26 protein-coding genes and 1 pseudogene are annotated in these 25,695 nt (G+C 56.2%); 17 read left to right on the top strand and 10 right to left on the bottom strand.

From position 1 onward, the window contains the following. Nucleotides 1–189 precede the first annotated feature (189 nt). The 11 genes from AO726_RS14835 (at nucleotide 190) to trpC (ending at nucleotide 11,835) form a co-directional block, all read left to right on the top strand. Nucleotides 190–1,902 carry an amidohydrolase gene (locus AO726_RS14835; protein WP_058068882.1) on the top strand — a complete coding sequence of 571 codons (1,713 nt, stop codon included), beginning with the start codon at nucleotides 190–192 and terminating at the stop codon, nucleotides 1,900–1,902. Beyond that, nucleotides 1,892–2,845, top strand: a complete 954-nt coding sequence (locus AO726_RS14830) for a CobW family GTP-binding protein (protein ID WP_058068881.1) — start codon at nucleotides 1,892–1,894, stop codon at nucleotides 2,843–2,845. The genes AO726_RS14835 and AO726_RS14830 overlap by 11 nt, the downstream gene beginning before the upstream one ends. 177 nt (nucleotides 2,846–3,022) lie before the next feature. Continuing rightward, nucleotides 3,023–4,627: a 5-guanidino-2-oxopentanoate decarboxylase gene (locus AO726_RS14825; RefSeq protein ID WP_058068880.1), complete on the top strand. Its 1,605-nt coding sequence runs from the start codon at nucleotides 3,023–3,025 to the stop codon at nucleotides 4,625–4,627. A gap of 40 nt (nucleotides 4,628–4,667) precedes the next feature. Continuing rightward, the gene (locus AO726_RS14820; protein ID WP_058068879.1) at nucleotides 4,668–5,474 is read left to right on the top strand and encodes an ABC transporter ATP-binding protein; all 807 of its coding nucleotides are present in this window, start codon (nucleotides 4,668–4,670) and stop codon (nucleotides 5,472–5,474) included. A gap of 38 nt (nucleotides 5,475–5,512) precedes the next feature. Continuing rightward, nucleotides 5,513–6,280 carry a transporter substrate-binding domain-containing protein gene (locus AO726_RS14815; RefSeq protein ID WP_058068878.1) on the top strand — a complete coding sequence of 256 codons (768 nt, stop codon included), beginning with the start codon at nucleotides 5,513–5,515 and terminating at the stop codon, nucleotides 6,278–6,280. Between the two features lie 35 nt (nucleotides 6,281–6,315). Next, nucleotides 6,316–7,029, top strand: coding sequence for an ABC transporter permease (locus AO726_RS14810; protein WP_058069200.1), 714 nt, complete (start codon nucleotides 6,316–6,318; stop codon nucleotides 7,027–7,029). Nucleotides 7,030–7,041: 12 nt separating this feature from the next. Next, the gene (locus AO726_RS14805; protein ID WP_058068877.1) at nucleotides 7,042–7,740 is read left to right on the top strand and encodes an ABC transporter permease; all 699 of its coding nucleotides are present in this window, start codon (nucleotides 7,042–7,044) and stop codon (nucleotides 7,738–7,740) included. 16 nt (nucleotides 7,741–7,756) lie between these two features. Next, nucleotides 7,757–8,950, top strand: a complete 1,194-nt coding sequence (locus tag AO726_RS14800) for a pyridoxal phosphate-dependent aminotransferase (RefSeq protein WP_058068876.1) — start codon at nucleotides 7,757–7,759, stop codon at nucleotides 8,948–8,950. A gap of 409 nt (nucleotides 8,951–9,359) precedes the next feature. Further along, nucleotides 9,360–9,953, top strand: coding sequence for an aminodeoxychorismate/anthranilate synthase component II (locus AO726_RS14795; RefSeq protein ID WP_058068875.1), 594 nt, complete (start codon nucleotides 9,360–9,362; stop codon nucleotides 9,951–9,953). Beyond that, on the top strand, nucleotides 9,953–11,002 hold the full coding sequence (gene trpD / locus AO726_RS14790; RefSeq protein ID WP_058068874.1) for an anthranilate phosphoribosyltransferase: 1,050 nt from the start codon (nucleotides 9,953–9,955) through the stop codon (nucleotides 11,000–11,002). Before AO726_RS14795 ends, trpD begins: the two co-directional genes overlap by 1 nt. Then, nucleotides 10,999–11,835, top strand: a complete 837-nt coding sequence (trpC, locus tag AO726_RS14785; RefSeq protein ID WP_058068873.1) for an indole-3-glycerol phosphate synthase TrpC — start codon at nucleotides 10,999–11,001, stop codon at nucleotides 11,833–11,835. The genes trpD and trpC overlap by 4 nt, the downstream gene beginning before the upstream one ends. Nucleotides 11,836–11,894: 59 nt before the next feature. Here trpC and crp read toward each other — a convergent pair whose 3' ends face one another. Beyond that, nucleotides 11,895–12,539: a cAMP-activated global transcriptional regulator CRP gene (gene crp, locus AO726_RS14780; RefSeq protein WP_058068872.1), complete on the bottom strand. Its 645-nt coding sequence runs from the start codon at nucleotides 12,537–12,539 to the stop codon at nucleotides 11,895–11,897. Nucleotides 12,540–12,761: 222 nt separating this feature from the next. Between crp and AO726_RS14775 the strand changes: the two genes are divergently transcribed. Then, nucleotides 12,762–13,187, top strand: coding sequence for an OsmC family protein (locus AO726_RS14775; RefSeq protein ID WP_058068871.1), 426 nt, complete (start codon nucleotides 12,762–12,764; stop codon nucleotides 13,185–13,187). A gap of 62 nt (nucleotides 13,188–13,249) precedes the next feature. Here AO726_RS14775 and coq7 read toward each other — a convergent pair whose 3' ends face one another. From coq7 to hemJ, 6 genes are all read right to left on the bottom strand, one after another. After that, a complete protein-coding gene (coq7, locus tag AO726_RS14770) occupies nucleotides 13,250–13,897 on the bottom strand; it encodes a 2-polyprenyl-3-methyl-6-methoxy-1,4-benzoquinone monooxygenase (protein WP_058068870.1) in 648 nt (215 codons plus the stop codon). Nucleotides 13,898–14,035: 138 nt separating this feature from the next. Continuing rightward, complete coding sequence (locus AO726_RS14765; protein WP_058068869.1) at nucleotides 14,036–14,827, bottom strand: SDR family NAD(P)-dependent oxidoreductase; 792 nt, start codon at nucleotides 14,825–14,827, stop codon at nucleotides 14,036–14,038. Between the two features lie 152 nt (nucleotides 14,828–14,979). Continuing rightward, entirely contained in the window at nucleotides 14,980–15,942 is a 963-nt protein-coding gene (locus tag AO726_RS14760; protein WP_058068868.1) for a DUF805 domain-containing protein, read from the bottom strand. Nucleotides 15,943–16,022: 80 nt separating this feature from the next. Further along, nucleotides 16,023–17,174, bottom strand: a complete 1,152-nt coding sequence (locus AO726_RS14755) for an alanine racemase (protein WP_241492128.1) — start codon at nucleotides 17,172–17,174, stop codon at nucleotides 16,023–16,025. Nucleotides 17,175–17,239: 65 nt separating this feature from the next. Then, complete coding sequence (locus AO726_RS14750; RefSeq protein WP_058068866.1) at nucleotides 17,240–18,199, bottom strand: NAD(P)H-dependent flavin oxidoreductase; 960 nt, start codon at nucleotides 18,197–18,199, stop codon at nucleotides 17,240–17,242. A 21-nt stretch (nucleotides 18,200–18,220) separates the two neighbouring features. Beyond that, complete coding sequence (gene hemJ, locus AO726_RS14745; RefSeq protein ID WP_058068865.1) at nucleotides 18,221–18,649, bottom strand: protoporphyrinogen oxidase HemJ; 429 nt, start codon at nucleotides 18,647–18,649, stop codon at nucleotides 18,221–18,223. 138 nt (nucleotides 18,650–18,787) lie between these two features. Here hemJ and argC point away from each other — a divergent pair, with 138 nt between their 5' ends. The 4 genes from argC (at nucleotide 18,788) to erpA (ending at nucleotide 21,378) form a co-directional block, all read left to right on the top strand. Continuing rightward, complete coding sequence (gene argC, locus AO726_RS14740; protein WP_058068864.1) at nucleotides 18,788–19,822, top strand: N-acetyl-gamma-glutamyl-phosphate reductase; 1,035 nt, start codon at nucleotides 18,788–18,790, stop codon at nucleotides 19,820–19,822. Beyond that, nucleotides 19,822–20,535 carry a DUF6776 family protein gene (locus tag AO726_RS14735; RefSeq protein WP_058068863.1) on the top strand — a complete coding sequence of 238 codons (714 nt, stop codon included), beginning with the start codon at nucleotides 19,822–19,824 and terminating at the stop codon, nucleotides 20,533–20,535. Before argC ends, AO726_RS14735 begins: the two co-directional genes overlap by 1 nt. 9 nt (nucleotides 20,536–20,544) lie before the next feature. Next, entirely contained in the window at nucleotides 20,545–20,952 is a 408-nt protein-coding gene (locus tag AO726_RS14730) for a bactofilin family protein (RefSeq protein WP_058068862.1), read from the top strand. Between the two features lie 75 nt (nucleotides 20,953–21,027). Beyond that, entirely contained in the window at nucleotides 21,028–21,378 is a 351-nt protein-coding gene (erpA, locus tag AO726_RS14725) for an iron-sulfur cluster insertion protein ErpA (RefSeq protein ID WP_058068861.1), read from the top strand. Between the two features lie 54 nt (nucleotides 21,379–21,432). On the opposite strand, the gene AO726_RS14720 is transcribed toward erpA, so the two are convergent. Further along, entirely contained in the window at nucleotides 21,433–22,524 is a 1,092-nt protein-coding gene (locus tag AO726_RS14720) for an anhydro-N-acetylmuramic acid kinase (protein WP_058068860.1), read from the bottom strand. A gap of 2 nt (nucleotides 22,525–22,526) precedes the next feature. Beyond that, entirely contained in the window at nucleotides 22,527–23,948 is a 1,422-nt protein-coding gene (locus AO726_RS14715) for a peptidoglycan DD-metalloendopeptidase family protein (RefSeq protein WP_058068859.1), read from the bottom strand. A 215-nt stretch (nucleotides 23,949–24,163) separates the two neighbouring features. On the opposite strand from AO726_RS14715, the gene tyrS reads away from it, so the two are divergent. Beyond that, a complete protein-coding gene (gene tyrS, locus AO726_RS14705) occupies nucleotides 24,164–25,363 on the top strand; it encodes a tyrosine--tRNA ligase (protein WP_058068857.1) in 1,200 nt (399 codons plus the stop codon). A 66-nt stretch (nucleotides 25,364–25,429) separates the two neighbouring features. Here the strand turns inward: tyrS and AO726_RS21335 are convergent. Beyond that, a pseudogene (locus tag AO726_RS21335) lies at nucleotides 25,430–25,695 on the bottom strand (hypothetical protein); the annotation flags it as partial.

Raw genomic sequence — 25,695 nt, 5'->3', positions numbered from 1 at the left:
AATTCCTTTTGGTGAAAATTACTGAACGGTAGCGCCTAAATTATTCGATTGTTGTGTGATTTATCTCACTAATACTAAGGCCAGAGCGATTCGGCCCTGAGGTGTTAAGCGCATCACGTGGTGGGCCGCAGCGCATGGATCAATTGCGCCGATGTCTTGCGACAAAGGCTCTGGCCGGTGAGGTGTGTCATGTCCTTTTCCCTTGCGTCCCTGCCCGCGGATTTAATTCTGATCAATGGCCGCATTTACACCGTTGAGGCGCAACAGCCATGGGCTGAAGCGGTGGCCATTCGCGGCGGCAGTTTTGTTGCGGTGGGCAGCAACAGTGATGTGCTGATCTGGCAGGGCCCCAAGACTCAGGTCGTAGACCTCAAGGGCCGTTTTGTCATGCCCGGTCTGTATGACATGCACACCCACCCGGACCTGAAGCTTGCACCGGGCTATGCCGGCTACCTGGATGTGGGTTGTGAAGACCCCACGGTTGAGCAGGTGCAGCAGGCCATTCTCAATTATTGCGCGGCCCATCCGGGGGACGGCTGGGTATACGGGCAGTACTTCGTGCGTTATCGCTTCAAGCAGGCCGGGCTGGTGCCGGGGCGTGAGTGGCTGGACTCAGTTGTTGCGGATCGCCCGGTAGCCATACTGGATCGCTCCTGGGGCTGCATGATGGTCAACTCCAAAGCGCTGGAATTGGCGGGGATTGATGCCGATACGGTTGATCCTCGCCACGGCTATATCGAACGCGACAGTTTTACCGGTGAGCCAACCGGCATTCTGGTGGACGGTGCTTATGCCTTGATCCACGCCGCGATGCCTCCGACCCCGCAGGCGGCGCTGATTCGCGCCTACCGTGAGGGCGTCTGGCTACAGAGTTCGATGGGGGTTGTGGGCAGCAAGTATGTGCATGTCTGCGAGCACCGCCTGAATGCCCTGCGCAGTATTGATCAGGCTGGCGAGCTGTCGGTACGTATTGAGGCAGCGATCAGTTGGCAGGACGACATTTTCCCGGTGAAGCGCCGTTGGGAGCTGCTTAGCGGCGAGCGTCATTTCTATCGCAGTGCCCGATTGAACGCCAACGCAGTGAAGTTCCACTTCGACGGCACCCATGAGTCGCGCTCGTCGTTCCTGTCCAGCCCGTGGCCGGGGGAGAAAAACTGGCGCGGGCACCTGAACCTGACCCCAGAGCACCTGCTGGACATGCTGGTGGATATGGATCGTCGCGGTATTCGGGTGATTGCCCACTGCACCGGCGATGGCGCCTCGGATGTGTTCCTCAATGCAGTAGCCCTGACCCGGCAGATCAACGGTGAAAGTGGCGTGCGTCACCAATGCGCGCACAGCACGACCTTGCTGGATAGCAACCTGGGTCGCTTTGCCGAACTCAATGTGGTGGCAGAGTTTTCTCCGGTGGGCTGGTACCCCTCGGCCTTCGCCAATGCACGCAGCGTGTTTGGCGAGCAGCGCATGCAGCGCGCCTACAACTTCAAAGGCGTGTTGGAGCAGGGCGGCGTTGCAGTAATGGGCACTGACTGGCCGGTTTCCAGCATCAACCCGTGGATCGGTTTTGAAGCCATGCTGACCCGCGCCAACCCCTTTGGCGAAGTGCCGGGTCATTTTTATGGCGAGCCGATCAGCCTCGAGCAGGCAATCCGCGTGATGACTATCAACGGTGCCTGGAGCATGGGGATTGAGCAAAGCGCCGGGTCGATCAAGGTGGGTAAATCCGCTGATCTGATCGTCCTCGACCGTGACCTATTCAGCCATCCCGCGCAGGGTTTTGTGCATGCCACGCAGGTGGAACTGACGCTGCTGGAAGGGCAATTCGCCTGGGATCGTCATGGTGAGCTTGATGGCTCTCGGCAGAAGGCGCTGTGGCGCAAGGAGGTGCCTGATGTTCTCTGAACTCCAGTCGCAGCACTCTGTTGCGGTGACTCTGATCAGTGGCTTTCTCGGAGCCGGTAAAACCACCTTGCTTAATCACCTGCTGACCCATGTGCAGGGGCTGCGCATGGCAGTGCTGGTCAATGACTTTGGCGCAATCAATATCGACAGTGAACTGATCGTGCAACAGAGCCAGACCATGATGACTCTGGCCAATGGCTGTATGTGCTGCACGGTTGAAAGTGACCTGATTGCCCAGCTGGAACAGCTGCTCGGCCCGGACGGACCGCAGCCAGAGCGGCTGCTGATTGAGGCGAGCGGGTTGTCCAGCCCGCAGAAGATCGTCAGCACTTTGCGTTATCCCCAGTTCAGGCAGCGCTTGCACATCGATGCCGTTATTACTCTGCTGGATGCAGCGCAGCATGGCACGCTGCCCGCTCCCATGGCCGCATTGGCCCAGGAGCAGCTGGAGGTGGCGGACATCATCGTGCTGAATAAGGTCGACAGCATCACCCCGTCGCAACTGGCCACACTCAAACAGCAGTGGCTGTACCCCAATGCCCGGGTTATCGAGAGTCGCTATGCCGCTGTTGCCCCTGAGCTGCTGCTGGGGCATGGCGGCAGTGCTTGTGGCCGATCTCTCCGGCCTGTTCCCACACAGGAGCATGCTGAGCAGTTTGTCTCACACAGTTTTGAGACTCAGCGTCTGTTTCGCCTTGCACCACTGCGGCGGTTGCTGCGCCAGCTTCCGGTAGGCGTGTACAGGGCCAAAGGCATTCTGCGCCTGGAGGGCTACCCGGATCGGCGCTGCCTACTACATCACGTAGGAACGCGCAGCGAACTGAGTCTGGACCCGCCTGAGTTTGGCTTGCCGGGACTGAGCCAGCTGGTGCTGATCGGGTTACGGACGGGCTTTGATGAAGCTCGGCTGACGGCAGCTTTGCAGGCGTGTCTGGCTCCGTAAAGGCTGACAGGTGCGGCCGCATAGTCAGGTTCAATTGGTGAAAATGACTAAACGGTCAGGCAAATTCTTTTCGATTGTTGCAGTGATTATTTCAAAGATACTGGGATTCAGGCGTGACACTGGCTGGCCTGTAACTACCGGGCCAGACGCTCTGACTAACAATAATGAGGTGCGCTTATGACCCGTTGTGCCCAAGCTCTGGTGCAGTTACTGCAAGCTTATGACGTAGATACAGTCTTCGGTATTCCCGGTGTACATACAGTGGAGTTGTACCGCGCCCTTGTTGATAGCGGCTTGCGCCATATCAGCCCGCGGCATGAACAGGGAGCCGGCTTTATGGCAGATGGCTATGCGCGGGCCAGCGGTAAACCGGGTGTGTGCTTTATCATCACCGGTCCGGGAATGACCAATATCCTGACGGCCATGGGCCAAGCCTATGCTGACTCGATTCCGATGCTGGTGATCTCCACCAGTCTGCGCCGCGAGCATCAACATCTGGGCCACGGCCATCTGCATGAGATGCCGGATCAGCGCGCCCTGGTGCAGGGCGTGTGTGCCTTCAGCCACAGTCTGCAATGCCCCACGCAGCTGCCCGAGGTCCTGGCCCGTGCCTTCGCCGTGTTTACTTGCAGCCGACCGCGTCCGGTACATATCGAGATTCCGCTGGATGTGCTGATGATGTCAGTTGCAGGGCTGGACCTGCGTCCAAGACACTTGCCTAGAGTGCCTCAGCCTTCAGCACAGGATCTGGCCGAAGCGGCCAAGTTGCTGGCGCGTAGTCAAAAGCCGCTGATTCTGGCCGGTGGCGGTGCTCGCCATGTGGGATCGGTACTGGATGAACTGGCCCGTCAGTTGTGCGCGCCCGTGGCCTTGAGCACTAATGCCAGAGGCCTGTTGCCGCCGGAGCATCCACTGCTACTGGATGGTGTGCTGTCTGCTCCGCATGGTCGCGAACTGCTGGATGAGGCGGATGTTGTGCTGGCGGTGGGAACGGAGCTGGGTGAGACCGATTACGACTTCTTCGGGTTGGGGCCTCTCAGTTTTAAAGGTGCACTCATTCGTTTGGATATCGATCCCCAGCAGGTGTTGGGTCTACACCGGGCTGAGGTCAGTCTGGTGGGCGATGCCACGGCAGGCTTGCAGGTGTTGTTACCGTTGATCCCGGCGCGCACGCCACTCAATGGTTGGGGGGCGGGAGCGGTGCAACGGGTCAACTCCTGCGAGCGTCAAAGCTGGACGCCACGTCAACTGGTGATGCAGGGGCTGCTGGATTGCCTGAGGGATACATTGCCCTCACCGGTGCTGGTGGGTGACTCCACCCAGCCTGTGTACCAAGGCGCAGTGGGATACAGGGCTCTGCAAATTAATGGCTGGTTTAATGCCGCAACCGGTTTCGGCACGTTGGGCTATGCCTTGCCTGCCGCCATAGGTGCCAAGCTGGCTACGCCGCAGCAGCAGGTTGTCGCGATTATCGGTGACGGTGGGCTGCAGTTCTCCAGCGCCGAGCTGCTGGCCGCACGTGAGGCGGGTGTGGGGCTGCTGATCGTGCTGTGGAACAACCAGTGTTACGGCGAAATCCGCGACTACATGCAGGCCCAAGAGGTCCAGCCGCTGGGTGTCGACATTCTCCCCCCTGACTTTGCCGCGCTGGCTGGGGCCTATGGCATCCATTACCACTGCCTGAAGAGTCTGCCGCAATTGCGCCAGCTTCTGCCGCAGTTGGCTGGCACGGATGACGTACATCTGCTTGAGCTGCCAGCTCAGGACTGGCTGCCCGACTGATTTGCTGCACCAGCCCATCGAATTCCAAGGAGACATGCCCATGTCGCATGAAGCGAATGCGTCTGCTGCTGGCCCAATGCCAGTGGTGGCGGTTGCTGATCTGCACAAAAACTATGGTGAGCATCATGTTCTCAAGGGCATTTCCCTACGCGCTCACGAGGGTGATGTGGTTTCGTTGATCGGTGCCAGTGGCTCCGGTAAGAGCACTTTGCTGCGCTGCATCAACCTGTTGGAAATCCCCGATGCTGGGCGCATCAGCATCAACGGTGAAGAGGTCCGCCTGGGCCGCGAACGCAACGGCACGCCGAAGATTCTCCAGCCGCGTCAGGTCGAGCGGCTGCGCACTCAACTGAGCATGGTCTTTCAGAGCTTTAACCTGTGGCCGCATCGCACGGTTCTGGAAAACGTCATCGAAGCGCCGGTGTATGTGCATGGGGAGAAGCGTCAGGAGGCCATCGCTCATGCGGAACATCTGCTGGAAAAGGTTGGCATGGCTGACAAACGCCACAGCTATCCGGCGTTTCTGTCTGGAGGACAACAACAGCGCGTGGCCATTGCCCGGGCGCTAGCTATGCGGCCGAACGTCATGTTGTTCGATGAGCCTACTTCAGCCCTTGACCCTGAAATGGTCGGTGAGGTGCTGCGGGTGATTCGGGGCATTGCCGAGGAAGGTTGCAGCATGATTCTGGTTACCCATGAGATGGCCTTTGCCCGCGATGTATCCAGCCACGTGGTGTATCTGCATCAGGGGCTGGTAGAGGAGGAAGGGCCGCCACAGCAGGTGATGCTGGACCCGCACAGCGAGCGCTGCCGTCAGTTTGTGATGGCGCAGGACAACCGCTGCTGAGGCGACCCGGACACTTAACCATGGATGAGGAGGCGGTCATGAATAGAACACTATTCAGCTTGCTTGGCAGCATTGTGCTGATTAGCAGCCTGAATACGGCCCATGCGGACGATCAGTTGGTGTTCGCCATCGCCCAGGAGGCCTACCCGCCGTTTTCATACAAGAACGGACATGGGCAGTGGAGCGGATTTGATCCTGAGCTGATTAATGCCTTGTGCCGGCAGATGCACAGTCAGTGCAGCTTGCGGGAAATGGCCTGGGATGGGCTTATCCCGGCGCTTAATTCCAAACAGGTGGATGTGGTGCTGAATTCCATGTCGATTACCCATGAGCGCAAACAGGTGGTCGATTTTACTCAGCCCTATCTGCAAACCCCTGCGTTGTGGATTGCCGAGAAAGGTGTGGAGCTGGTGCTGACGCCCGCAGGGCTGCGTGGCAAGTCAATCGGGGTACAGGCCTCAACCAGCCATGCCGCCTACATCAAGGCCAATTACCGCAAAGAATCGCGCATTCGTTATTACAACAACCAGGACGACATCCTGGCTGATCTGCGCAACGGTCGTATCGACGTGATGCTGGCTGATCAGATTTCCGTACAGCCCATGTTGGCTGAACCCGACAACTCTGGGCTGGAAGGCAAAGGATTGGCTCCGTCGGATCCGCTATTTGGTGAAGGTATCGGAATTGCTGTGCGCAAAGGTAACGACGACCTGCGCGAACACCTCAATCAGGCGCTCGATGTGCTGAACAGCGAAGGCCGCATTGCGGCCTTACGCGGCCGTTATCTCAACGTGCCCATGGAATAAGTCACAGCCCGCTGCTTCGGGCTAGAGGAATGGATATGACGATTGCACAGCTTTATCAGCTGTTCTGGGCTGACGGTTGGCTGCAGGCGCTTGCCGAGGGCGCAACGAGAACACTGGGTATCTCAATGGGGGCCTTTGCGTTGGGACTGATGATCGGGTTGATTGTGGCGCTCATGAAACTGAAGGGACCGCGCTGGATGGTGTACTGGGCCAACCTGTACACCACCTTATACCGGGCAGTGCCGGAGCTGTTGCTGATTCTGCTGCTGTACTTTGCCGGGGCCGACTTGATCAACAGCTTTATGGCGTTGATTGATCAGCCCAGTGTTGAGGTCAACGGTTTTGTTGCCGCCATCGTCATCTTGGGGGTTGTTCAGGGGGCCTACAGCGCCGAGATCATCCGCGGTGCGATTCAGGCGATTGCTCCGGGGCAGATTGAAGCGGCGCGCTCACTCGGCATGTCCCGTTTTCTGCTGCTGTGGCGGGTGCAGTTACCGAGCATGCTGCCGTTTGCCGTGGCGGGCCTGTTCAACCTGTGGCTGGTGCTGGTCAAGGACAGCGCGCTGATCAGTGTGGTGGGTTATGGCGAGCTGCTCACCTCTGGGCGTCAAGCTGCAGCTACGACCAAGCATTACCTGACCTTCTATCTAGCAGTGGCGTTGTTCTATTACCTCATCACCCTGCTATCCGGCGTGCTGCTGCGCTTATGCGAGGCTCGCTTTGAACGCTGGATGCCCCAGCACGGTTAGGAGTGAATACGCATGGACTTTTCTTGGTTCAATGAATTCAGCCCGGAGCTGTTGCAAGGTGCTTGGGTGACGCTGCAACTGCTCCTGATCAGTGCGGCGGTCGGCTTTTCTTTAGCGCTGTTGGTGGCCTTGGCCCGACTCTCTCACTGTCTGCCACTTGCGTTGCTGGCGCGCTTCTACGTCAGCGTGCTGCGCGGGACGCCTCTACTGGTGCAGATATTCATCTTCTATTACGGCGTTGGCATGTTGCTGGCGGGCTGGCCCTGGATGCGCAGCAGCTGGCTGTGGCCCTACCTGCGCGAGGGCTTCTTTTATGTGGCCGTTGCCCTGAGCCTGAGTGTGTCGGCTTATGTCGGCGAAGTCCTGCGGGCCGGTTTGCGCGCTGTACCGAAAGGTGAGCTGGAAGCCGCGAGAGCTTATGGCATGAGCCCGTTTATGGTGTTGCGTCGCGTCTGGCTGGTGCGTGCCCTGCAACTGCTACGACCGACTTTGGCGGGGGAGGCGGTGATGCTGCTCAAGTCCACTGCGCTGGCTTCAACCGTTGCGCTGATGGACTTACTTGGTGCAGCCAACCTCGTCCGGGCGCAAACCCTGAAAGTCTATGAACCGCTGCTACTGGTGGCAGTGGTCTACATCGTTCTGGCATTTGTCATCGAACAGTTAATCGCCCGCTGGGGATACAAGCCTCAGACGCGGCCAAGGATGGATTAAGTCCAAGGAGATCGTCATGCAGTATTCCTCTCTGGTAGAACGTATCGCTGGCGAAAGTGTCAGCGCCTGGGACATTCACTACGCCGCCTGCGCCGCGCAAGCCCGTGGCGAAGATGTGATCGTGCTCAGCATCGGTGACCCGGACTTTGCTACCGATGCCGACATCTGCGAGGCTGCGATCCGCGGTTTGATTGACGGTGATACGCATTACACGCCGGTCACGGGGCGACTGGAATTGCGCGAGGCTATTGCGGCCAAGCAGCAACGCCTCGCCGGCATTCCCCTGACGGCTGAGCACGTCACGCTGGTGGCCGGGGCACAGAATGGCTTGTACGCCACGGCCATGTGCCTGTTCGAGGCGGGGGATGAAGTGCTGGTGCCGGAACCGATGTACCTCACCTATTCCGCCAGCATTCAGGCAAGTGGCGCCACCTTAATACCGATCCCGCAGCCCAGCTCGGGGGATTTTCGCCTGACGGCAGAGGCTCTGGCTGAGCTGGTAACACCGCGAACTCGCGGCATTGCCCTGGCTACGCCGAATAACCCAACAGGCAACATTTATAACGCAGCTGAACTGGCTGCTGTTGCAGCACTGGCGCAGGAACACGACTTGTGGGTGCTGTCCGATGAGGTCTACGGACAGCTGACCTACGAACAGCCGCACCACAGCATCGCGGCACTGCCGGGTATGGCCGAGCGCACGGTACTGATCAACAGCTTGTCGAAATCCCATGCCATGACTGGCTGGCGTGTTGGCTGGGTCGCCGGTCCAAAAACGCTGATCGGCCATCTGGATAATCTGCTGTTGTGCATGCTCTATGGCCTGCCGGGGTTTATTCAGAGTGCAGCACTTAAAGCGTTGGAGTTGGACGAGCAGATTGTCAGCAAAGCGCGTGCCCTGTTCCGTCGCCGTCGCGGCTTGGTCGTGCAAGGTCTGGCGGATGTTCCGCTGCTGCGCTGCAAAATCCCGGAGGCTGGCATGTTCATGTTGCTGGATATCCGCGGCACTGGTCTCACCAGTCAGCAGTTTGCCTGGGGCCTGTTCGAGCATGGTGGCGTATCGGTACTGGATGCTGAAGCCTTCGGTGCCAGTTGCCGGGGGTTTGTGCGCCTGTCATTTACTGTGGGCGACGAGGCGTTGAGCGAAGCCTGTAAGCGCATTGCGGCGTATGTGGCGAGTTTGAGCGTTGCAATCGAGATTTCCAGCTAGGGGAAAAAGCCATCGACTTGCTTTGTCGATGGGCGTTACAATCCAGTCATCTCTAGGCGCGGCAAATGCTGCGCCTACAACTCTCAGGCTAGGTAACATGACCTCAACCGTGACGCTCAGTGTAAATCTGTGGTGGCGCTTCCAATAGGAAGCGGCGCGTCGTTGCGGTTCAAAACCCAACCCTGCCGCCATCATCGGCAAGCAGGTTTCAGGATTTACATAGCTCACCGGTGTGGCGGCTCCAACCCCTAGGAGAAGGCCACATGATCTCATTACTCCCCCAGATGTATTGTTCGCTGCCAGGCTCATGGCGGGCGGAGCGATGGCCTGTTTCCGTCTCTGGCGCCAAGCGCTGCTCTAATCTGTTTACTGCCCTAATTGGCCTTAAGAACAAAAGGTTGGGATTGATATGCTGTTAATGATCGATAACTACGACTCCTTTACCTACAACGTCGTGCAGTATCTCGGTGAGCTGGGCGCTGATGTTCATGTCATTCGCAACGACGAACTAACCATCGCTGAAATCGAGGCGCTGAAACCCGAGCGTATTGTTGTATCTCCTGGCCCTTGCACGCCAACCGAGGCGGGTGTTTCCATCGAGTCCATCCTGCATTTCGCCGGCAAGTTGCCAATTCTGGGTGTTTGCCTTGGGCATCAGAGTATCGGTCAGGCCTTTGGTGGTGATGTGGTACGTGCGCGTCAGGCTATGCACGGCAAAACCAGCCCGGTTTTCCACCATGATCAAGGCGTTTTTGCCGGCCTGAACAACCCGCTGACCGTAACCCGCTACCACTCACTGGTCGTCAAGCGCGAGACTCTGCCGGATTGCCTGGAGATCACTGCTTGGACCCAGCATGACGACGGTTCGGTAGATGAAATCATGGGCCTGCGCCACAAGACCCTTAATATCGAGGGCGTTCAGTTTCACCCTGAGTCGATCCTGACCGAGCAAGGTCACGAACTTTTTGCCAACTTCCTCAAACAACAAGGAGGCGTGCGCTGATGGATATCAAGCAAGCCCTGAACCGTGTGGTTAACCAGCTGGATCTGACCACCGAAGAAATGCAAAGCGTGATGCGCGAAATCATGACCGGCCAATGCACTGATGCTCAGATCGGCGCGTTCCTGATGGGCATGCGTATGAAGAGCGAGACGATTGATGAAATCGTTGGCGCGGTTTCTGTCATGCGTGAGCTCGCCAGCAAGGTCGAGCTGTCCAGTCTCGCAAACGTGGTAGATGTGGTGGGGACTGGCGGCGACGGCGCGAATATCTTCAACGTCTCGACTGCCGCGAGCTTCGTGGTTGCGGCTGCTGGCGGCAAAGTGGCGAAACACGGCAACAGGGCCGTGTCCGGCAAAAGTGGCAGTGCTGATCTGCTGGAAGCCGCTGGTGTGTATCTGAACCTCAATGCTGAGCAGGTTAAACGCTGCATCGAGAATGTCGGCGTAGGTTTTATGTTTGCTCAGGTTCATCATTCGGCGATGAAACATGCTGCCGTTCCGCGTCGTGATCTGGGCCTGCGCACGATTTTCAACATGCTTGGCCCGCTGACCAATCCTGCAGGCGTGCAACATCAGGTTGTCGGGGTATTCAATCAAGCGCTGTGCCGGCCGCTGGCCGAGGTACTCAAGCGTCTGGGCAGCAAACATATTCTTGTTGTTCATTCCCGTGATGGTCTGGATGAGTTCAGCCTAGCGTCTGCCACCTACGTAGCCGAGCTGAAGAACGGTGAAATCACTGAGTACGAAGTGTTGCCGGAGGACGTAGGTCTGAAGAGCCAGAGTTTGGTCGGCCTGTCTGTGGACAGCTCCGAGGCGTCGCTGGCGCTGATCCGCGATGCGCTGACTCGCCGTAAAACCGAGGCCGGGCAGAAGGGGGCAGATATGATAGTGCTTAATGCTGGCGCTGCTCTGTATGCTGCTGATATTGCCAGCTCGCTGAAAGAGGGCGTGGCCTTGGCGCACGATGCGTTGCACACCGGCCTGGCCTGGGAAAAGCTGACTGAGCTGGCGTCCTTTACTTGTGTATTCAAAGAGGAGAACGCCGGGTGAGTATTCCAACCGTTCTGGAAAAGATTCTGGCGCGTAAGGCAGAAGAAGTTGCTGCCCGTCGTGCCGTTGTCAGTCTTGGCGAGCTGGAGCAACAGGCAAACGCTGCTGATCCGGCCCGTGGTTTTGCTCAGGCGCTGATTAACCAAGCGCATAGCAAAAAACCGGCGGTCATTGCTGAGGTAAAGAAAGCATCGCCAAGCAAAGGCATTCTGCGTGAAGACTTTGTCCCTGCTGAGATCGCCAAGAGCTACGAGGCCGGTGGTGCAACTTGCCTGTCGGTACTCACCGACATTGACTTCTTTCAGGGCTCCGACCGCTACCTGCAAGAAGCGCGCAGTGCTTGTTCGCTACCGGTTATCCGCAAGGACTTCATGATTGATCCTTACCAGATCGTTGAAGCTCGGGCATTGGGCGCAGACTGCGTGTTGCTGATCGTTGCGGCCCTTGAGGATTCGCAAATGGCTGAGTTGGCAGCCACTGCCAAAGCATTCAATCTGGATGTGTTGGTTGAAGTGCATGATGGCAACGAGCTTGATCGAGCGCTCAATACACTGGATACGCCTCTGCTTGGCATCAACAATCGTAACCTGCACACCTTTGAACTGAGCCTTGATACCACGCTCGACCTGCTGCCACGGGTGCCCCGTGACCGTCTGGTGGTGACCGAGAGTGGTATCCTCAACCGTGCTGATGTTGAGCTGATGCAGATCAACGACGTTTATGCTTTCCTCGTCGGTGAGGCCTTCATGCGGGCTGAAAACCCAGGGGCTGAGTTAGAGCGGCTGTTCTTCCCGGAACATCACCGGGCTGTCAATGTTCCTGACTTGGATTGATCTCCAAAGGGCAAAAAAAAGCCGACCATCCTGGTCGGCTTTTTAATGTCTGATATTTATCAACGGGTCCCGAACACCACCATGGTTTTGCCTTTTACATGTACCAAACCCTGTTCTTCGAGGGATTTCAGTACACGTCCGACCATTTCCCGCGAACAGCCTACGATGCGGCCGATTTCCTGACGGGTAATCTTGATCTGCATGCCATCAGGATGCGTCATGGCATCAGGCTGTTTGCACAGGTCAAGCAGTGTGCGGGCAACGCGCCCGGTTACGTCGAGGAAGGCCAGATCGCCGACTTTGCGCGTGGTGTTGCGCAGGCGCTCTGCCATTTGGCTGCCAAGTGCATACAGAATGTCCGGATCTTGCTGAGTCAGTTCACGGAATTTTGTGTAACTCAGTTCACCAACTTCGCACTCGGTTTTTGCGCGCACCCAGGCGCTGCGTTCTTTTTCCGTACCTTCTTTTTCAAACAGACCCATCTCCCCGAAGAAGTCGCCTGCATTGAGGTACGCGATGATCATTTCCCGACCGTCATCATCTTCGATCAGAATGGTTACTGAACCCTTGATGATAAAGAACAGCGTTTCGCTACGGTCGCCGGCGTAAATAATGGTGCTCTTTGCGGTGTAGCGGCGGCGATGACTGTGAGCGAGTAGCTTGTCGAGATTTTTGATTTTAGGTGTGAGGGTAATAGCTACCATGCCCGAATCCCGAATTTATAAAAATTATTACCGCAAGCGGTAGTCGTTCTAGTTGTTATACGGCCAAGTGTGCCAGCAATCTGTTCTGAGCTTAAGTGAACACCTCCGCGTCAGAGGTGGAATTGCGACCTAGCTAACATCTTGATGCTGAATTGACCGTTGGAATTTTTTCAAAAGTGCTGTGCTAAGATTTCTCCTTTTTAAAACAGCGGAGCCGGAAAGATGAAAGCGCGTATTCAGTGGGCGGGTGAGGCCCTGTTTATAGGCGAATCGGGTAGCGGCCACGCTGTAGTAATGGATGGCCCTCCTGAAAGTGGTGGCCGGAACCTAGGCGTCCGTCCCATGGAAATGGTGCTGATAGGACTGGGTGGTTGCAGCAATTTTGATGTTGTCAGCATCCTGAAAAAATCACGCCAGGCAGTTGAGAGTTGTGAAGCATTCCTTGAGGCCGAACGTGCTGAACAGGAGCCTAAGGTATTCACCAAAATTCATCTGCATTTTGTTGTTAAGGGCCGCAGCTTGAAGGAAGCGCAGGTCAAGCGGGCGGTGGATCTGTCTGCAGAAAAGTATTGTTCGGCATCCATTATGCTTGGACGCGCCGGTGTTGAAATCACCCATAGTTACGAAATTGTAGAGCTGGGTGATTGACACTGATATTGACAAATTACTAACAAAAAGCGCCCTGATGGGCGCTTTTTGTTACTTTGGTCCTATATTCGGTAAGTGCTACTGGTCATGACTTTGGCCAACAGACTCATGCCAAATTTCACCGGAGCTGGAAAGCGCAGGCCGCCGGCTTCAAGCGCATTGGTTGAATGTTGTTGCTCGTCGACCTTCATTTGCTCCAGGATCGCGCGGGACTTTTGGTCTTCCTGTGGGATTTGCTCCAAATGCTCGTCTAGGTGTTTCACCACCTGATCTTCCGTAGCGGCCACGAAGCCCAAGCTGACCTTGTCACTAATCAGGCCCGCGGCGGCACCGATACCAAATGACAGGCCATAAAACAGCGGGTTTAGCACGCTTGGGTGGCTGCCCAGTTGGCGGATGCGCTGCTCGCACCAGGCCAGATGGTCGATCTCTTCTTCAGCAGCATGTTCCATCGCACTGCGGATGGCCGGCAGCTTTGCGGTCAGGGCCTGACCTTGATACAGCGCTTGAGCGCAGACTTCGCCTGTGTGGTTGATCCGCATCAGCCCAGCGATGTGGCGTGTCTGTTTGCTATCAAGCTCTGCTTCCGGCTGAACGATGGCCGGGGACGGGCGGGTTGGTTGGCCGCTAAATGGCAGCAGAGTTCGAAGCGCGGTATCAGCCTGTAGCAGCAGGCGGTCAACTGGGGAAAAGTGGCGTTCGCTGGCCATAAGGACCTCCGGCGATAACAAGGCGGCCAGTTTACCTCAATCACCGGCCACGGGTTTGATCAGGATCAGCCTAGTCCTTACGCGTGGGACTGTCTGCTGGGAGTGGGCGAAAGTGGCCAGGAGGTAATCCTCAGGCGTTTAGGACTGTTTGATAAAGCGCCGATTGATTTTGCCGCTGAACACGCGCACAAGTGCCCGTGGCAGTAAGCGTGGGGCAAGTGTCAGTAAGCGGTTGCGCCAGCCAGGAATGATGATGGCTTGGTTCTTGTCCAGAGCCTTAACGGTGATCAGCGCTACTTCTTCGGGGCTCATCATTAGTTTGCTGTCTTGCAGCCCTTTCATGCTCACTCGGGCTGTGCGAAAAAATGCACTCTGGGTTGGGCCGGGACAAAGTACGGATACTTTGACGCCATAGGGTTTCAGATCTTCGCGCAAACCTTCGGAGAAGCTCAATACATAGGCTTTGCTTGCGAAATAGTTGGTCATGCCCGGGCCTGGTTGAAATGCGGCAACGGAGGCTACGTTGAGAATCTGTCCGTGGCCTTGTCCGGCCATGATCCCGCCCAAGGCGTGAGACAGCCTTGCTAGTGCCAGTACATTCAGCTCAATTAGTTGCTGTTCCTGCATCCAGTCTTGGCTGACAAAACTGCCTGATGTGCCAATACCTGCGTTGTTGATCAGCAGATCAATACGGTGTGCGCCTTGCTCCAGTTCAAGCAGCAGACCAGTGACTTGCAGAGGTTGGCTTAGGTCGCAGACGCGGAATAGTACCTGCACTGAAAAGCGCTGACTCAGCTCGCAGGCGATGCTTTCCAGCGCGTCACGCTGGCGGGCGACCAGGATCAGATTACGGCCACGCCGGGCCAGAGCTTCTGCCAAGGCCAGACCGATCCCACTTGAAGCACCAGTGATAAGTGCAAAGTGCGCCATTAGATTCTCCGAGGGCAGTCCCGTCAGTTGCATAAGCTAAGAATACGATAGCTGTTCACTGCACCTTAGGTGGACGGGCAGTGGGGCGAGGCTGTGGGCCTGGCTGTCGCAGCGGCGCTATTGTGCCTGTCTGCGACAGCAACTGCTCAGGCTTATTTCATTGAGTTTTCAAGAAAGGCCATGTAGCTCGGCACCAGGATCGCCAGCAGCAGGCCGCCGACAATCAGCACCAACCAGAGCGAGGCCAGTACTTTGACTGCCGTGCTGTTTGGTGGCGGTGGAGGGCCGTAGCGATTTGCCTCAGTGCTGCCGGGCATAAGGAGCATCAACAGAGTAAACACTGTGCCAATGGCCGGGACGAAGGTGAGCAAAATCATCCAGCCTGACCAGCCAATGTCATGTACGCGCTGGACACCGATCATGATTGAGACCACTGCAAGCGCGGCTACGCCGATCACCCCGGCAATAATGGAGAGTATTCCGGAACTATCACCCGCTCCGAGAGCAACCGCGAAGATAGCAATGGCAGGAATGAATACCAGCGTCATCACCAGAGACCACGCCAGGTAGCGCAGGCGGCCAATACGACCGTCGGTGGTAAACACCTTTAGCGTGCCTACTGCGGGCAGATTTTCGCTCACTGCTGATTTTGGCGGCGCGTAGGGCGTTGTCGGTTGCATGGCCATCGCTGGGGTGGACTGGGCAACTTCTTCCTGACGGGCCAGATATTTCTCGATGATGATGCCGCACGCAGAGCATTCGCTGTTCTTAGGCTGCACGTGTCCGCACTTTGGGCAGGTCATCTGGCTGTCATGTGCGGTGCCAGTCTGCGTTGTGGCGGTCGGATGATCCTCAGTCTCAACCAGTGTGAGGCTGGCGCTGAGGTCGTGCTCGATCTTCACCTCTGCGCCTGCTTTTTGCAGTGCGTTGAAGTACTGCTTGGCTTCGGCTTCGCTCAGGTCGCGCTTGATATCGACGTTAGTTCCTTTAAATAGGGCATTGATGCGATTGACGTCGCTTTTAAACAGTTTGGCCAGATTATCTTTGACGGTGTTCAGGTCGTGACCCGGCAGCACATCTCCGGTGAACACAATCTTGTATCGGGTAGCTGTCATGCCGGGCATCCTTGTGAATGTCAGGGGGGAGAATTTCTAGACTATCTGTCCGACAGATGGCGAAACAAGTGTCTGTGCGACTAAGTCTTGGCAATCGTGTCCCAGCGGTCTACCCACTGGCCGTTGCGGACCAGTTGAATTTGATTGAACAGTTCGAAGACACCTTCCGAACGCTGGGGGCGGAAAAAGACCCAGTCATCAACCTGAAGTCTACAGCGGCGGGAACTGGTAAGGCGCTCCTGATTGGCACTGCGACCAAATAGGTCGTCATAACGTAACCCATTTGGAGAGTGGGGCTGCGCTGGCCATTGGCCGCCGTAGAGGTAATAGGTCTGTTGACGGTTTCGGTTAAAGGCCTGTAGTAGAGCGTGGGTCTTGCCTATAAACGGTAGTTGCCCGGGGAGCGCCTTCAGGACGGGGCTGGCAATCCACAGCGCCGGTTGCAGTTCACTGAGCAGATCGTTGTCAAAGTCGCTGGGCTTAAGCAGCGCAGATCCCACCGACACTTCGTTTAGGACGGTTTCTGCGTTGGTATGCAGGCGGTAGGTGAGGCTTCCTGCGCCATTGAGCGTGGGCTGTTGCGGCCATTGCTGGGGGAAGCGCTGTGCTGCCTCTATAAAGGCTTTGTAGCGGGCTGAACTGTTACGAAAAGCTTGCCTGCGTCCGAGCCAAAAAGGCGCTTGGGCGATATGGGCGTCGTACCCCATCAGGCCGCGAACGTTTAGGTGGTTCGGGTTGTCCTGCAGCCAAGTCAGCGCAGCGGTCAGTTGCTCGGGAGCGTTGAAGCCGCCCCGAGTCAGGCCGATGTCGATCTCAAAGGCAATTTGCATGGGCTGCTCGAGCGCTTGTGCGAGTTCTGCGTACTCGTACAGCCTTGGCAGGCTGTCGATGAGCCAAGTCAGTTGTTGTGCCGGGACAAATTCAGCGGGCCCCTCCAGCTGCTGGTAAAACTGCCGGGCCGCCGCCAGAGGCAGAGGTTTGCCCAGCAGTATGTCGCTGCGGGGAAAGTCCCGAGCTAACTGATTGAGGTGTGGCTGGTGGAACGCCATGAAGCGTTGGCAGTTGAGCGATTTCGACAAGTATTGCAGCAGTGCTGGTGGAGACAGGGACTTGGCCACCAAACGCAGTGGCAGGCTACTGTCCAGATGCGCACTCAGGTGCGCGGCGTTCTGATCCAGGCGGTCGAGGTCAATAATCAACTGCGCAATCCCCCCGCCGTGCTGACGCAGCATGTGATTGAGGGCTGCGAAGTACGGCGGATGTGGTTGCTCCCGGGGTGACAGTCTGTCTGCCGGATTCATTGCGCTTGAAGGCGTAATTGCTGGCAGCGTTGCAAGGCCGTGCGGTATTCAGCGTCAAGTCGCTTGATCAGCTCCTCAATGGATGGCAGATCTTCAATGCCGCCCACACCTTGGCCGGCAGACCACACGGTTTTCCAAGCTTTGGCTTCATCGTTTATGGGTTTGAGTTTTTCGCCATAGTTGATGTCGGCTTTGTTTTGCAACTGATTCAGGTCGTAACCGGCTTGCTCAAGGCTCTGGCGCATAAAGCTCGCTGGCACGCCTGAGACTGCCGGTGTGTGGATGATGTCGGCTGCTTTGGCTTGAAGGATCATCTGCTTGTAGGCGTCGTCGGCTCCGTTGTGCTGGGTGGCGATCAGACGCGTGCCCATGTAAGCCAGATCCGCCCCGAGAATCTGGGTGGCTAGAATTTCGTGGCCATGATTAATGCAGCCTGCCAGCAGCAAGGTTTTATCGAAAAACTGGCGAATTTCGGCGACCAGCGCAAATGGGTTCCAGGTCCCCGCATGGCCACCTGCCCCAGCGCCCACTGCAATCAATCCATCCACCCCGGCTTCTGCTGCCTTTTCAGCATGGCGGCGTGTGGTTACATCGTGGAACACCAGTCCGCCATAGCTGTGTACGGCATCCACCACATCCTTTACCGCACCTAGGCTGGTGATGACGATAGGAACCTGTTGTTCCACACAAATCTTCAGATCGGCCTGCAGACGAGGGTTGCTAGCATGAACGATGAGGTTTACGGCATAAGGTGCTGCGTCTTTCACAAGGCCCGCGCGAATTTGTTCAAGCCATGTGCGCAAGCCATTGCTGTCACGCTGATTGAGCGCCGGGAAGCTGCCGACGATGCCATTGTTGCAACAGGCCGTCACCAGAGTAGGGTCTGACACCAGAAACATAGGCGCAGCAACAACGGGCAAACGCAGGCGGTTTTCAAGCAGAGCAGGCAGAGTCATAGCGTGATCCTTTTACAGAGATCAGAAAGGGCGTACTACAACCAGGATGACGATCCCCAGCAACGCCAGTACAGGGGCTTCATTAAACCAGCGGAAAAATACATGGCCGCGCTGGTTATTGTTTTGGGCAAACGCCTTGATCTGTATACCGCAGTAGAGCTGGTAAACCACAAGCAGAGCCACCAGCGTGAGCTTGGCGTGCATCCAGCCTTGGCTGAAGTAATAACTCGAGTTGAGGCTGATCAGCCAGCCACCCATGGCCAGCGTCAGAATCATCGAAGGCCACATGATGCCGCGGTAGAGCTTGCGCTCCATGATGCAAAAGCGCTCGTGGCTGACCGTGTCTTTGCTCATCGCGTGATAGACAAATAGGCGCGGTAAGTAGAACAGGCCGGCAAACCAGCAGACGACGGCAATAATATGCAGGGCCTTGAGCCACAGGTAGAGCATGAAGCACCTCGGGATGGGGACTGACTGTTGATAGTAGTGCGCCAAGATGCTGGCGTCATCCGGCAGTAAAAGTTGGCCCAGCGCCTCTGCGGCCTTATCATCAGCGGTTTTCCACAGTGGCTACTCAAGGGGCATTCAATGATCAAGGTCGGTATCGTCGGCGGCACAGGCTACACCGGTGTGGAGTTGCTGCGTTTGCTGGCGCAGCATCCGCAAGCGCAGGTTGAGGTGATTACCTCCCGCTCCGAGGCAGGCGTGCGCGTTGATGAGATGTACCCGAACCTGCGTGGCCATTACGACAACCTTGCATTCAGTGTCCCTGACGTGGCGACACTGGGGGCTTGCGATGTAGTGTTCTTCGCCACTCCGCATGGCGTTGCCCATGCACTGGCCGGCGAGCTGTTGGCCACCGGCACTAAAGTGATCGATCTGTCTGCCGATTTCCGCCTGCAGGACGCCGATGAGTGGGCCAAGTGGTACGCTCAGCCCCACGGCGCGCCTGACTTGCTCCCTGAGGCTGTTTACGGCTTGCCGGAGGTTAACCGTGAAGCCATCAAACAGGCGCGTCTGATTGCTGTGCCAGGCTGCTATCCAACTGCCACGCAGCTGGCGCTGATTCCGCTGCTAGAAGCAGGAATTGCAGACACAACTCAACTGATTGCCGACTGCAAGTCCGGTGTCAGTGGGGCGGGGCGCGGAGCCAGTGTGGGGTCGTTGTTCAGCGAGGCGGGCGAAAGCATGAAGGCCTATGGCGTCAAAGGCCATCGTCACCTCCCGGAAATTCGTCAAGGCCTGCGTCGCGCCGCTGGTAAAGATGTTGGTCTGACGTTTGTGCCGCACCTGACGCCAATGATTCGCGGTATTCACGCCACGGTTTATGCGACGGTTGTCGATCGTTCTGTGGACCTGCAGGCGCTGTATGAACAGCGTTATGCCAATGAGCCGTTTGTTGACGTTATGCCTGCAGGTAGCCACCCGGAAACGCGCAGCGTACGCGGTGCCAACGTATGCCGTATCGCTGTTCATCGTCCGCAAGATGGTGATCTGGTGGTGGTGTTGTCCGTTATCGACAACTTGGTCAAAGGGGCTTCGGGTCAAGCCGTGCAGAACATGAACATCCTCTTTGGGCTGGATGAGCTTTCGGGGCTTAGCCACGCGGCGCTGCTGCCCTGATGAGCGGCTGGGAAGTCCGGCCTACCAACCCGCGCCGAAGCAAGCGTGGGTTGCTGATGACTGGTGTGCTGGTGGCTTGTATCCCGCTGTCTTTTTGGGCTGGCAGCAAGTGGCAGGAAGGGCAGGGGTTGCCTGTTACTGACACTCAGCAGAGCCAACATCTGGAGCAAGAAATCGAAGAGCTGCGCCAACAGATGGCGGTGCTCAAAAGCGCCGAGCAGGTGAGCCAGCAGGCCAACGAGCAAAGTCGTCTGACAATCAAACTGCTGGAAGAGCAGATCTATAAGCAGCAACAAGACCTTGCGTTTTACAAAGGTGTTGTAGCGCCCGAACGCCGCCAGGATGAGCTCAATATCAAGGCATTCGAGGTATTGCCGTCAGAAGCCGCTGGACGATACCGCTACAAGATTCTCCTAAACCGACTGGGTAAGGGGGAAAAACCTTTACAGGGGACACTGTTGATCACTGTTAGTGGAAAACAGGATGGCAAAACGGTGACGTACTCGCTCGCTGACTTGTCAGAGGGGATTCATGATGCACAGCCCCACCCGATTGAGTTTGGCTTTAAGCATTTTCTGGCAATTCCTGAAGCTGCTCAGTTTGCCGAATTACAGCTACCGGAGGGGTTCGTTGCTGAGCGAGTCGCTATCAAGGCCGAGATCAAGGGGCAAAAGCCGATAGTTCGGACCTTTGAGTGGAATAGGAAGGAGTAAATATTCCCCATGTGGAATAAAGGCAAAGCTGGGCCGGACCTGCAACGCTATGCAGGCAAAACAAGTCTGCTGGCTGTGGGGGCGGAGTTGCACGGCGATATGCGTTTTGACGGAGCAGTTCAGGTCGATGGTGCAGTAAAAGGCAACTTGCAGGCGCTTGAAGGTTTGGTGCGTGTTAGCGCCCTGGGGCGGGTTGAAGGAGATATTCGCGCTCCCCATGTCATCGTCGACGGAGAGGTCTTGGGAGACATTCACGCCAGCGAGCACTTGGAGTTAGGGGCTAAGGCCAGGATTCGCGGCAATTTGCACTATGGCGTGATGGAAATGGCCATGGGCGCGCAAGTTGAGGGCAATCTGTGTCATATGCATGGTGCTGAACGGCCGTTGGAATTGCCGCAATGTATAGACGGAGAATAGTTGACCGCTTTTCTAGGGTAAGCGGATAATGTGAAGCAGAACGCAGTATGGCCCTAGCGCCGGGAGTTAATCAGCATGAGCGTTGAATCATTCACCCCCACCCCTTTGCTATTTACAGAGGGTGCCGCCAACAAGGTTAAGAGCCTGGTTAGTGAGGAGGGCAATCCGCGCCTTAAGTTGCGCGTGTTTGTTACGGGCGGCGGATGCTCAGGATTTCAGTATGGTTTCACCTTCGATGAAGATGTTGCAGAAGACGACACAATCGTCGAGCGTGAAGGTGTCAGCCTTGTGGTTGATCCAATGAGCTTTCAGTACCTGGTCGGTGCTGAAGTTGACTACCAGGAAGGCCTTGAGGGTTCCCGTTTCGTCATCAAAAACCCAAATGCCACCACCACCTGCGGTTGCGGTTCGTCATTCTCGATCTAAGGCCATGCAGATACTGAAACGCCGCGCATTTAGCGCGGCGTTTTTGTTTTTATCTCAGGCTGGGTAGATGGCGCCGAGTACGCGCAGGCCGCGTGCTCCTGTGACGCTGGGGCGGTTAGCTGGAATGCCGTCGAGGCAGCAGTGAGCCAGCCAGGCAAATGCCATGGCCTCAACCCAGTCAGCGGGGACACCCAGCTCATCAGTGCGGCTGACCTGGCATCCGGGCAGCAGCTGCTCAAGCCGCTGCATCAGTTGCTGATTGTGCGCACCGCCGCCGCAAACCAATAGCAGCTCAGTGCGTTCCTGAGCGCTGCGCAGTGAGCGAACAATACTAATGGCGGTCAGTTCCAACAGCGTGGCTTGAATATCTTCTGCTTTGAGCGCTGGGAGCCTACCCAAGTGTTGATCCAGCCATTCCAGATTAAACAACTCGCGTCCTGTGCTTTTCGGGCCGCTGGTGTGGAAGAACGGATCAGCCAGCATTTGCTCAAGCAGCGCTGGAACTACTTCCCCCGCTGCAGCCCACTGTCCGCCTTGATCATAGCTCAGGCCTTTGTGGCGCTGAATCCACGCATCCATCAACACATTACCTGGGCCGCAGTCGAAGCCAGAAGCACTGTGTGCCGGGTCAAGTAGGCTGAGGTTACTGAATCCGCCCACATTGAGAATGGCTCGGGGGCTTTCCGGACTGGCGAAGAGCGCTTCATGGAAGGCCGGGACAAGGGGGGCACCCTGGCCGCCAGCGGCCATATCACGGCGTCTGAAATCACTGACTACGGTGATGCCTGTCAGTTCGGCCAGCAGGGCAGAATTGGCTATCTGTACAGTAAACCCGCGTGCAGGCTCGTGCCGGATTGTTTGCCCGTGGCTGCCGATCGCTCGGATCTGTTCTGGGCGCAATTGGTGTTCGGAAAGCAGTTGATTGATGCCTTCTGCCGCCAGCTGTGCCCAGGTTAGTTCGGCCATAGCTGCGCGAGCTATTTCATCGTGACCGGGGGAGCAAAGGGCCAGAATATCTGCACGAAGTGTTTGTGGCATCGGCAGGTAGCGGGTGTCGATGAGGGCGGTCTGATCAGTTTGTCTGATCAGCGCGATGTCCAGACCATCAAGGCTGGTTCCGGACATCACACCAAAGTAGAGGGACATGATTACTGCTGATTGTTCATCGCGAGCATGGTGGCCTTTTCTTTGTCCATGCGTGCCATTAAAGGTTTGCTGAACTGCATGAAGCGGCTCTTCTCGCTGCTGGCAATCGGATCAGACATTGGCAGGCGCTGGCTGAGTGGGTCAACGTGAACACCGTTAACCTGGAACTCATAATGAAGGTGAGGACCGGTAGACAGGCCCGTTGTTCCGATATAACCGATGATTTGTCCTTGCTTGACGTTAACCCCATTGCGGATACCGCGGGCGAAACCGTTCATATGCGCATAGAGGGTGCGGTAGCGTTGCCCATGCTGAATGATCACGGTATTGCCGTAACCACCGTTGCGACCCGCAAGCATTACGCGGCCATCACCAGCCGCCTTGATTGGAGTTCCGCGTGGCGCAGCATAATCCACCCCTTTGTGGGCGCGAATCTTGTTCAAAATCGGATGGCGGCGGCCATTGGAGAAGCGAGAGCTAATCCGAGCAAAATCCACTGGAGTGCGGATGAAGGCCTTACGCATGCTTTCGCCATTCGCGTTGTAGTAGCTGGTCGTGCCTTGGCGGTTGGTGTAACGAACAGCTGTAAACGGCTTGCCACGGTTGGTAAAGCGGGCGGACAGGATATTGCCGGTGCCGACCTGCTTGCCGTTAACGATCTTCTTCTCGTAGATCACTTCGAACTCGTCGCCTTTGCGAATATCCATAGCAAAGTCGATGTCGTAACCGAAAATATTGGCCAGTTCGATGGTCAGATTATGCGACAGACCGGCGCGTTGGGCTGAGCGGAACAGCGAGCTATCGATTACGCCGCGAGCGTAGGTTTTGAGCACTTCTGGTTTGGCCAGATCGCGTTTGAACTGGTAGCCCTTGTCGGTCTTGCTCAGCGTTACGCGCTCAAGGTCACTCAGTTGGCTGGTCAGGCTTTCAAGCTGCCCATCGGGTGTCAGCTTGAATTCGATTTCCTGGCCGGTTTTCAGGCGAGTGAGAGATTTGGCGTCTTTGCTACTGTTAAGAACTTCGTGAAGTGTCGTTGCACCTAGGCCGACCTTGGCAAAAATAGTCGACAGCGTATCGCCGCTTTCTACTTTGATGGCGTGATGCAGTGGGTCGCGGTCAGGTTCAGTGCTTTCTTCGGCTACAGCCACTTCCGCTTCATCGGGGGTTGGCTTGGTGGCTTCTGCAGTCTCAGGGAAAGGGTTTGGGGCTTTCTCGAGAACAAGGGATTCGGTCGATTTGGATGCTTCTTGCTGATCGGCATACTCAGCGCCGTTATCCAGCTCAAGGTTCAGAAAGGTGCGTTTTGCTTCTACTTCACGGGACGGGAAAACCAGCAGTGCCAAGCTTAGGAGGGCGGCGACACCACTGGCCGCCAGAATATGGCTTTTGGGGTATATAGGCGGCGCTTTAGTTGTTGAGGTCATAGGCTGCGTACTTAATTTGGAAGTGAAAATGAAAAGAAAAAAAGATAAACAATATGATGAAAATGCAGTAACTGTATAAAATATAACCAAATCGTATGCTAAGCAACCCTGCCGTTCCGCAAAGCCCAAGGATTTGACCCGGGTCAAACCTTGAGATTTGTTTCTGATCTTGTATGGTTGCTCCCCTTTGTTTCCTTGTGGTTGTGAGTTTTGTCATGAAGTCCGTTGAAGAGCAGTTGGCGCTGATCAAGCGTGGCGCCGAAGAGGTTCTCGTTGAAGCTGAGTTGGTGGAAAAACTGAAGCGTGGCGAGCCGCTGCGAATCAAGGCTGGATTTGATCCAACTGCGCCTGACCTGCATCTCGGCCATACCGTGCTTATTAATAAGCTGCGTCAGTTTCAGGAGTTGGGGCATCAGGTCATCTTTCTGATTGGTGACTTCACCGGGATGATTGGGGATCCGAGTGGCAAAAGTGCTACCCGTCCGCCGTTGACGCGCGAGCAGGTTCTTGAAAACGCCGAAACGTATAAAGCTCAGGTATTCAAGATTCTGGATCCAGCCAAGACTGAGGTGGCATTCAACTCCACCTGGATGGATAAAATGGGCCCGGCGGACTTCATTCGCCTGACTTCTCAGTACACCGTTGCGCGCATGCTTGAGCGTGATGACTTTGATAAGCGCTACACATCCAATCAGCCTATCGCTATCCATGAGTTCCTGTATCCGCTGGTACAAGGCTACGATTCAGTGGCGCTGAAGGCTGATGTAGAGCTGGGTGGGACTGATCAGAAGTTCAATCTGTTGATGGGGCGTGAGCTGCAGCGTGCCTACGGCCAGTCTTCTCAGTGCGTGGTCACAATGCCGCTGTTGGAGGGGTTGGATGGCGTTAAGAAGATGTCGAAGTCCCTTGGGAACTATGTCGGCATCCAAGAAGCGCCAGGTGTGATGTACAACAAGCTTGTGTCCATGCCAGATACTCTGATGTGGCGTTACTTTGAGTTGCTGAGCTTCCGATCCATGGATGAGATCAATCAGTTCAAGCGTGATGTCGAGCAGGGAGCTAACCCGCGTGACATCAAGATCAAGCTGGCAGAAGAAATTGTTGCGCGCTTCCATGGTGAAGAGGCGGCGCTTAATGCGCATAAGTCAGCAGGTAACCGCATGAAGGATGGTGAGCTGCCGGATGATCTGCCTGAGGTGGAGGTTGTGTCGGCTGAAGATATGCCGGTCTCGGCGCTTCTTAATAAGGCAGGGCTTGTAAAGAACGCAGCGGCGGCTCGTGACTTGCTGGGTTCGGGTAGTGTAAAGGTTGATGGCCAAGTGGTTGATCGTGCATTCGTCTTTAGTCTCGGCGCGGTGCATGTCGTACAGGCGGGCAAAAAATCATTCGCGCGAATTACGCTTAAGGCTGAGTGATTAGCGGTTGGGGGTTGATCTTCTAGGTTGGCTCCCTATAATGCGCACCTTCTTCGGCGCAGACCTCTAGATAAATTGCTTATAAATCAATAAGTTAATTTGATTTAGAGGTTGCAAATCAGCGAAAGCTGAGTAGAATGCGCCGGGCTGACAGGGTGGTGGTTTGATCCTGTTGGTGGCTTCGGTCAGGTAGATCGAAAGCGGTGAAAAAGGCAGGTTGACAGGGTTTTTAAACGCTGTAGAATTCGCCTCCCGCTGACGAGATGCTGAAAAGCTACCGAAAGCGCAAGTGGTTGAAGTTGAAAAGAAATTTTCACAAATCACTTGACAGA

The sequence above is a fragment of the Pseudomonas sp. TTU2014-080ASC genome (assembly GCF_001446935.1).
In the GTDB taxonomy this organism is placed as follows: domain Bacteria; phylum Pseudomonadota; class Gammaproteobacteria; order Pseudomonadales; family Pseudomonadaceae; genus Aquipseudomonas.
Note: the sequence above shows the minus strand (reverse complement) of the source record. Positions and strands in the feature narration are given on the sequence as shown.

Coding starts and splice junctions, on each gene's coding strand:
- AO726_RS14830 (WP_058068881.1), top strand. CDS start 1,892: ATGTTCTCTGAACTCCAGTCGCAGCACTCTGTTGCGGTGACTCTGATC.
- AO726_RS14755 (WP_241492128.1), bottom strand. CDS start 17,174: ATGCTGCGTCAGCACGGCGGGGGGATTGCGCAGTTGATTATTGACCTC.
- AO726_RS14810 (WP_058069200.1), top strand. CDS start 6,316: ATGACGATTGCACAGCTTTATCAGCTGTTCTGGGCTGACGGTTGGCTG.
- argC (WP_058068864.1), top strand. CDS start 18,788: ATGATCAAGGTCGGTATCGTCGGCGGCACAGGCTACACCGGTGTGGAG.
- AO726_RS14825 (WP_058068880.1), top strand. CDS start 3,023: ATGACCCGTTGTGCCCAAGCTCTGGTGCAGTTACTGCAAGCTTATGAC.
- AO726_RS14835 (WP_058068882.1), top strand. CDS start 190: ATGTCCTTTTCCCTTGCGTCCCTGCCCGCGGATTTAATTCTGATCAAT.
- AO726_RS14765 (WP_058068869.1), bottom strand. CDS start 14,827: ATGGCGCACTTTGCACTTATCACTGGTGCTTCAAGTGGGATCGGTCTG.
- AO726_RS14720 (WP_058068860.1), bottom strand. CDS start 22,524: ATGTCCCTCTACTTTGGTGTGATGTCCGGAACCAGCCTTGATGGTCTG.
- trpD (WP_058068874.1), top strand. CDS start 9,953: ATGGATATCAAGCAAGCCCTGAACCGTGTGGTTAACCAGCTGGATCTG.
- coq7 (WP_058068870.1), bottom strand. CDS start 13,897: ATGGCCAGCGAACGCCACTTTTCCCCAGTTGACCGCCTGCTGCTACAG.
- AO726_RS14715 (WP_058068859.1), bottom strand. CDS start 23,948: ATGACCTCAACAACTAAAGCGCCGCCTATATACCCCAAAAGCCATATT.
- crp (WP_058068872.1), bottom strand. CDS start 12,539: ATGGTAGCTATTACCCTCACACCTAAAATCAAAAATCTCGACAAGCTA.
- AO726_RS14730 (WP_058068862.1), top strand. CDS start 20,545: ATGTGGAATAAAGGCAAAGCTGGGCCGGACCTGCAACGCTATGCAGGC.
- AO726_RS14805 (WP_058068877.1), top strand. CDS start 7,042: ATGGACTTTTCTTGGTTCAATGAATTCAGCCCGGAGCTGTTGCAAGGT.
- AO726_RS14775 (WP_058068871.1), top strand. CDS start 12,762: ATGAAAGCGCGTATTCAGTGGGCGGGTGAGGCCCTGTTTATAGGCGAA.
- erpA (WP_058068861.1), top strand. CDS start 21,028: ATGAGCGTTGAATCATTCACCCCCACCCCTTTGCTATTTACAGAGGGT.
- tyrS (WP_058068857.1), top strand. CDS start 24,164: ATGAAGTCCGTTGAAGAGCAGTTGGCGCTGATCAAGCGTGGCGCCGAA.
- AO726_RS14795 (WP_058068875.1), top strand. CDS start 9,360: ATGCTGTTAATGATCGATAACTACGACTCCTTTACCTACAACGTCGTG.
- AO726_RS14750 (WP_058068866.1), bottom strand. CDS start 18,199: ATGACTCTGCCTGCTCTGCTTGAAAACCGCCTGCGTTTGCCCGTTGTT.
- AO726_RS14760 (WP_058068868.1), bottom strand. CDS start 15,942: ATGACAGCTACCCGATACAAGATTGTGTTCACCGGAGATGTGCTGCCG.
- AO726_RS14820 (WP_058068879.1), top strand. CDS start 4,668: ATGTCGCATGAAGCGAATGCGTCTGCTGCTGGCCCAATGCCAGTGGTG.
- AO726_RS14800 (WP_058068876.1), top strand. CDS start 7,757: ATGCAGTATTCCTCTCTGGTAGAACGTATCGCTGGCGAAAGTGTCAGC.
- AO726_RS14815 (WP_058068878.1), top strand. CDS start 5,513: ATGAATAGAACACTATTCAGCTTGCTTGGCAGCATTGTGCTGATTAGC.
- AO726_RS14735 (WP_058068863.1), top strand. CDS start 19,822: ATGAGCGGCTGGGAAGTCCGGCCTACCAACCCGCGCCGAAGCAAGCGT.
- hemJ (WP_058068865.1), bottom strand. CDS start 18,649: ATGCTCTACCTGTGGCTCAAGGCCCTGCATATTATTGCCGTCGTCTGC.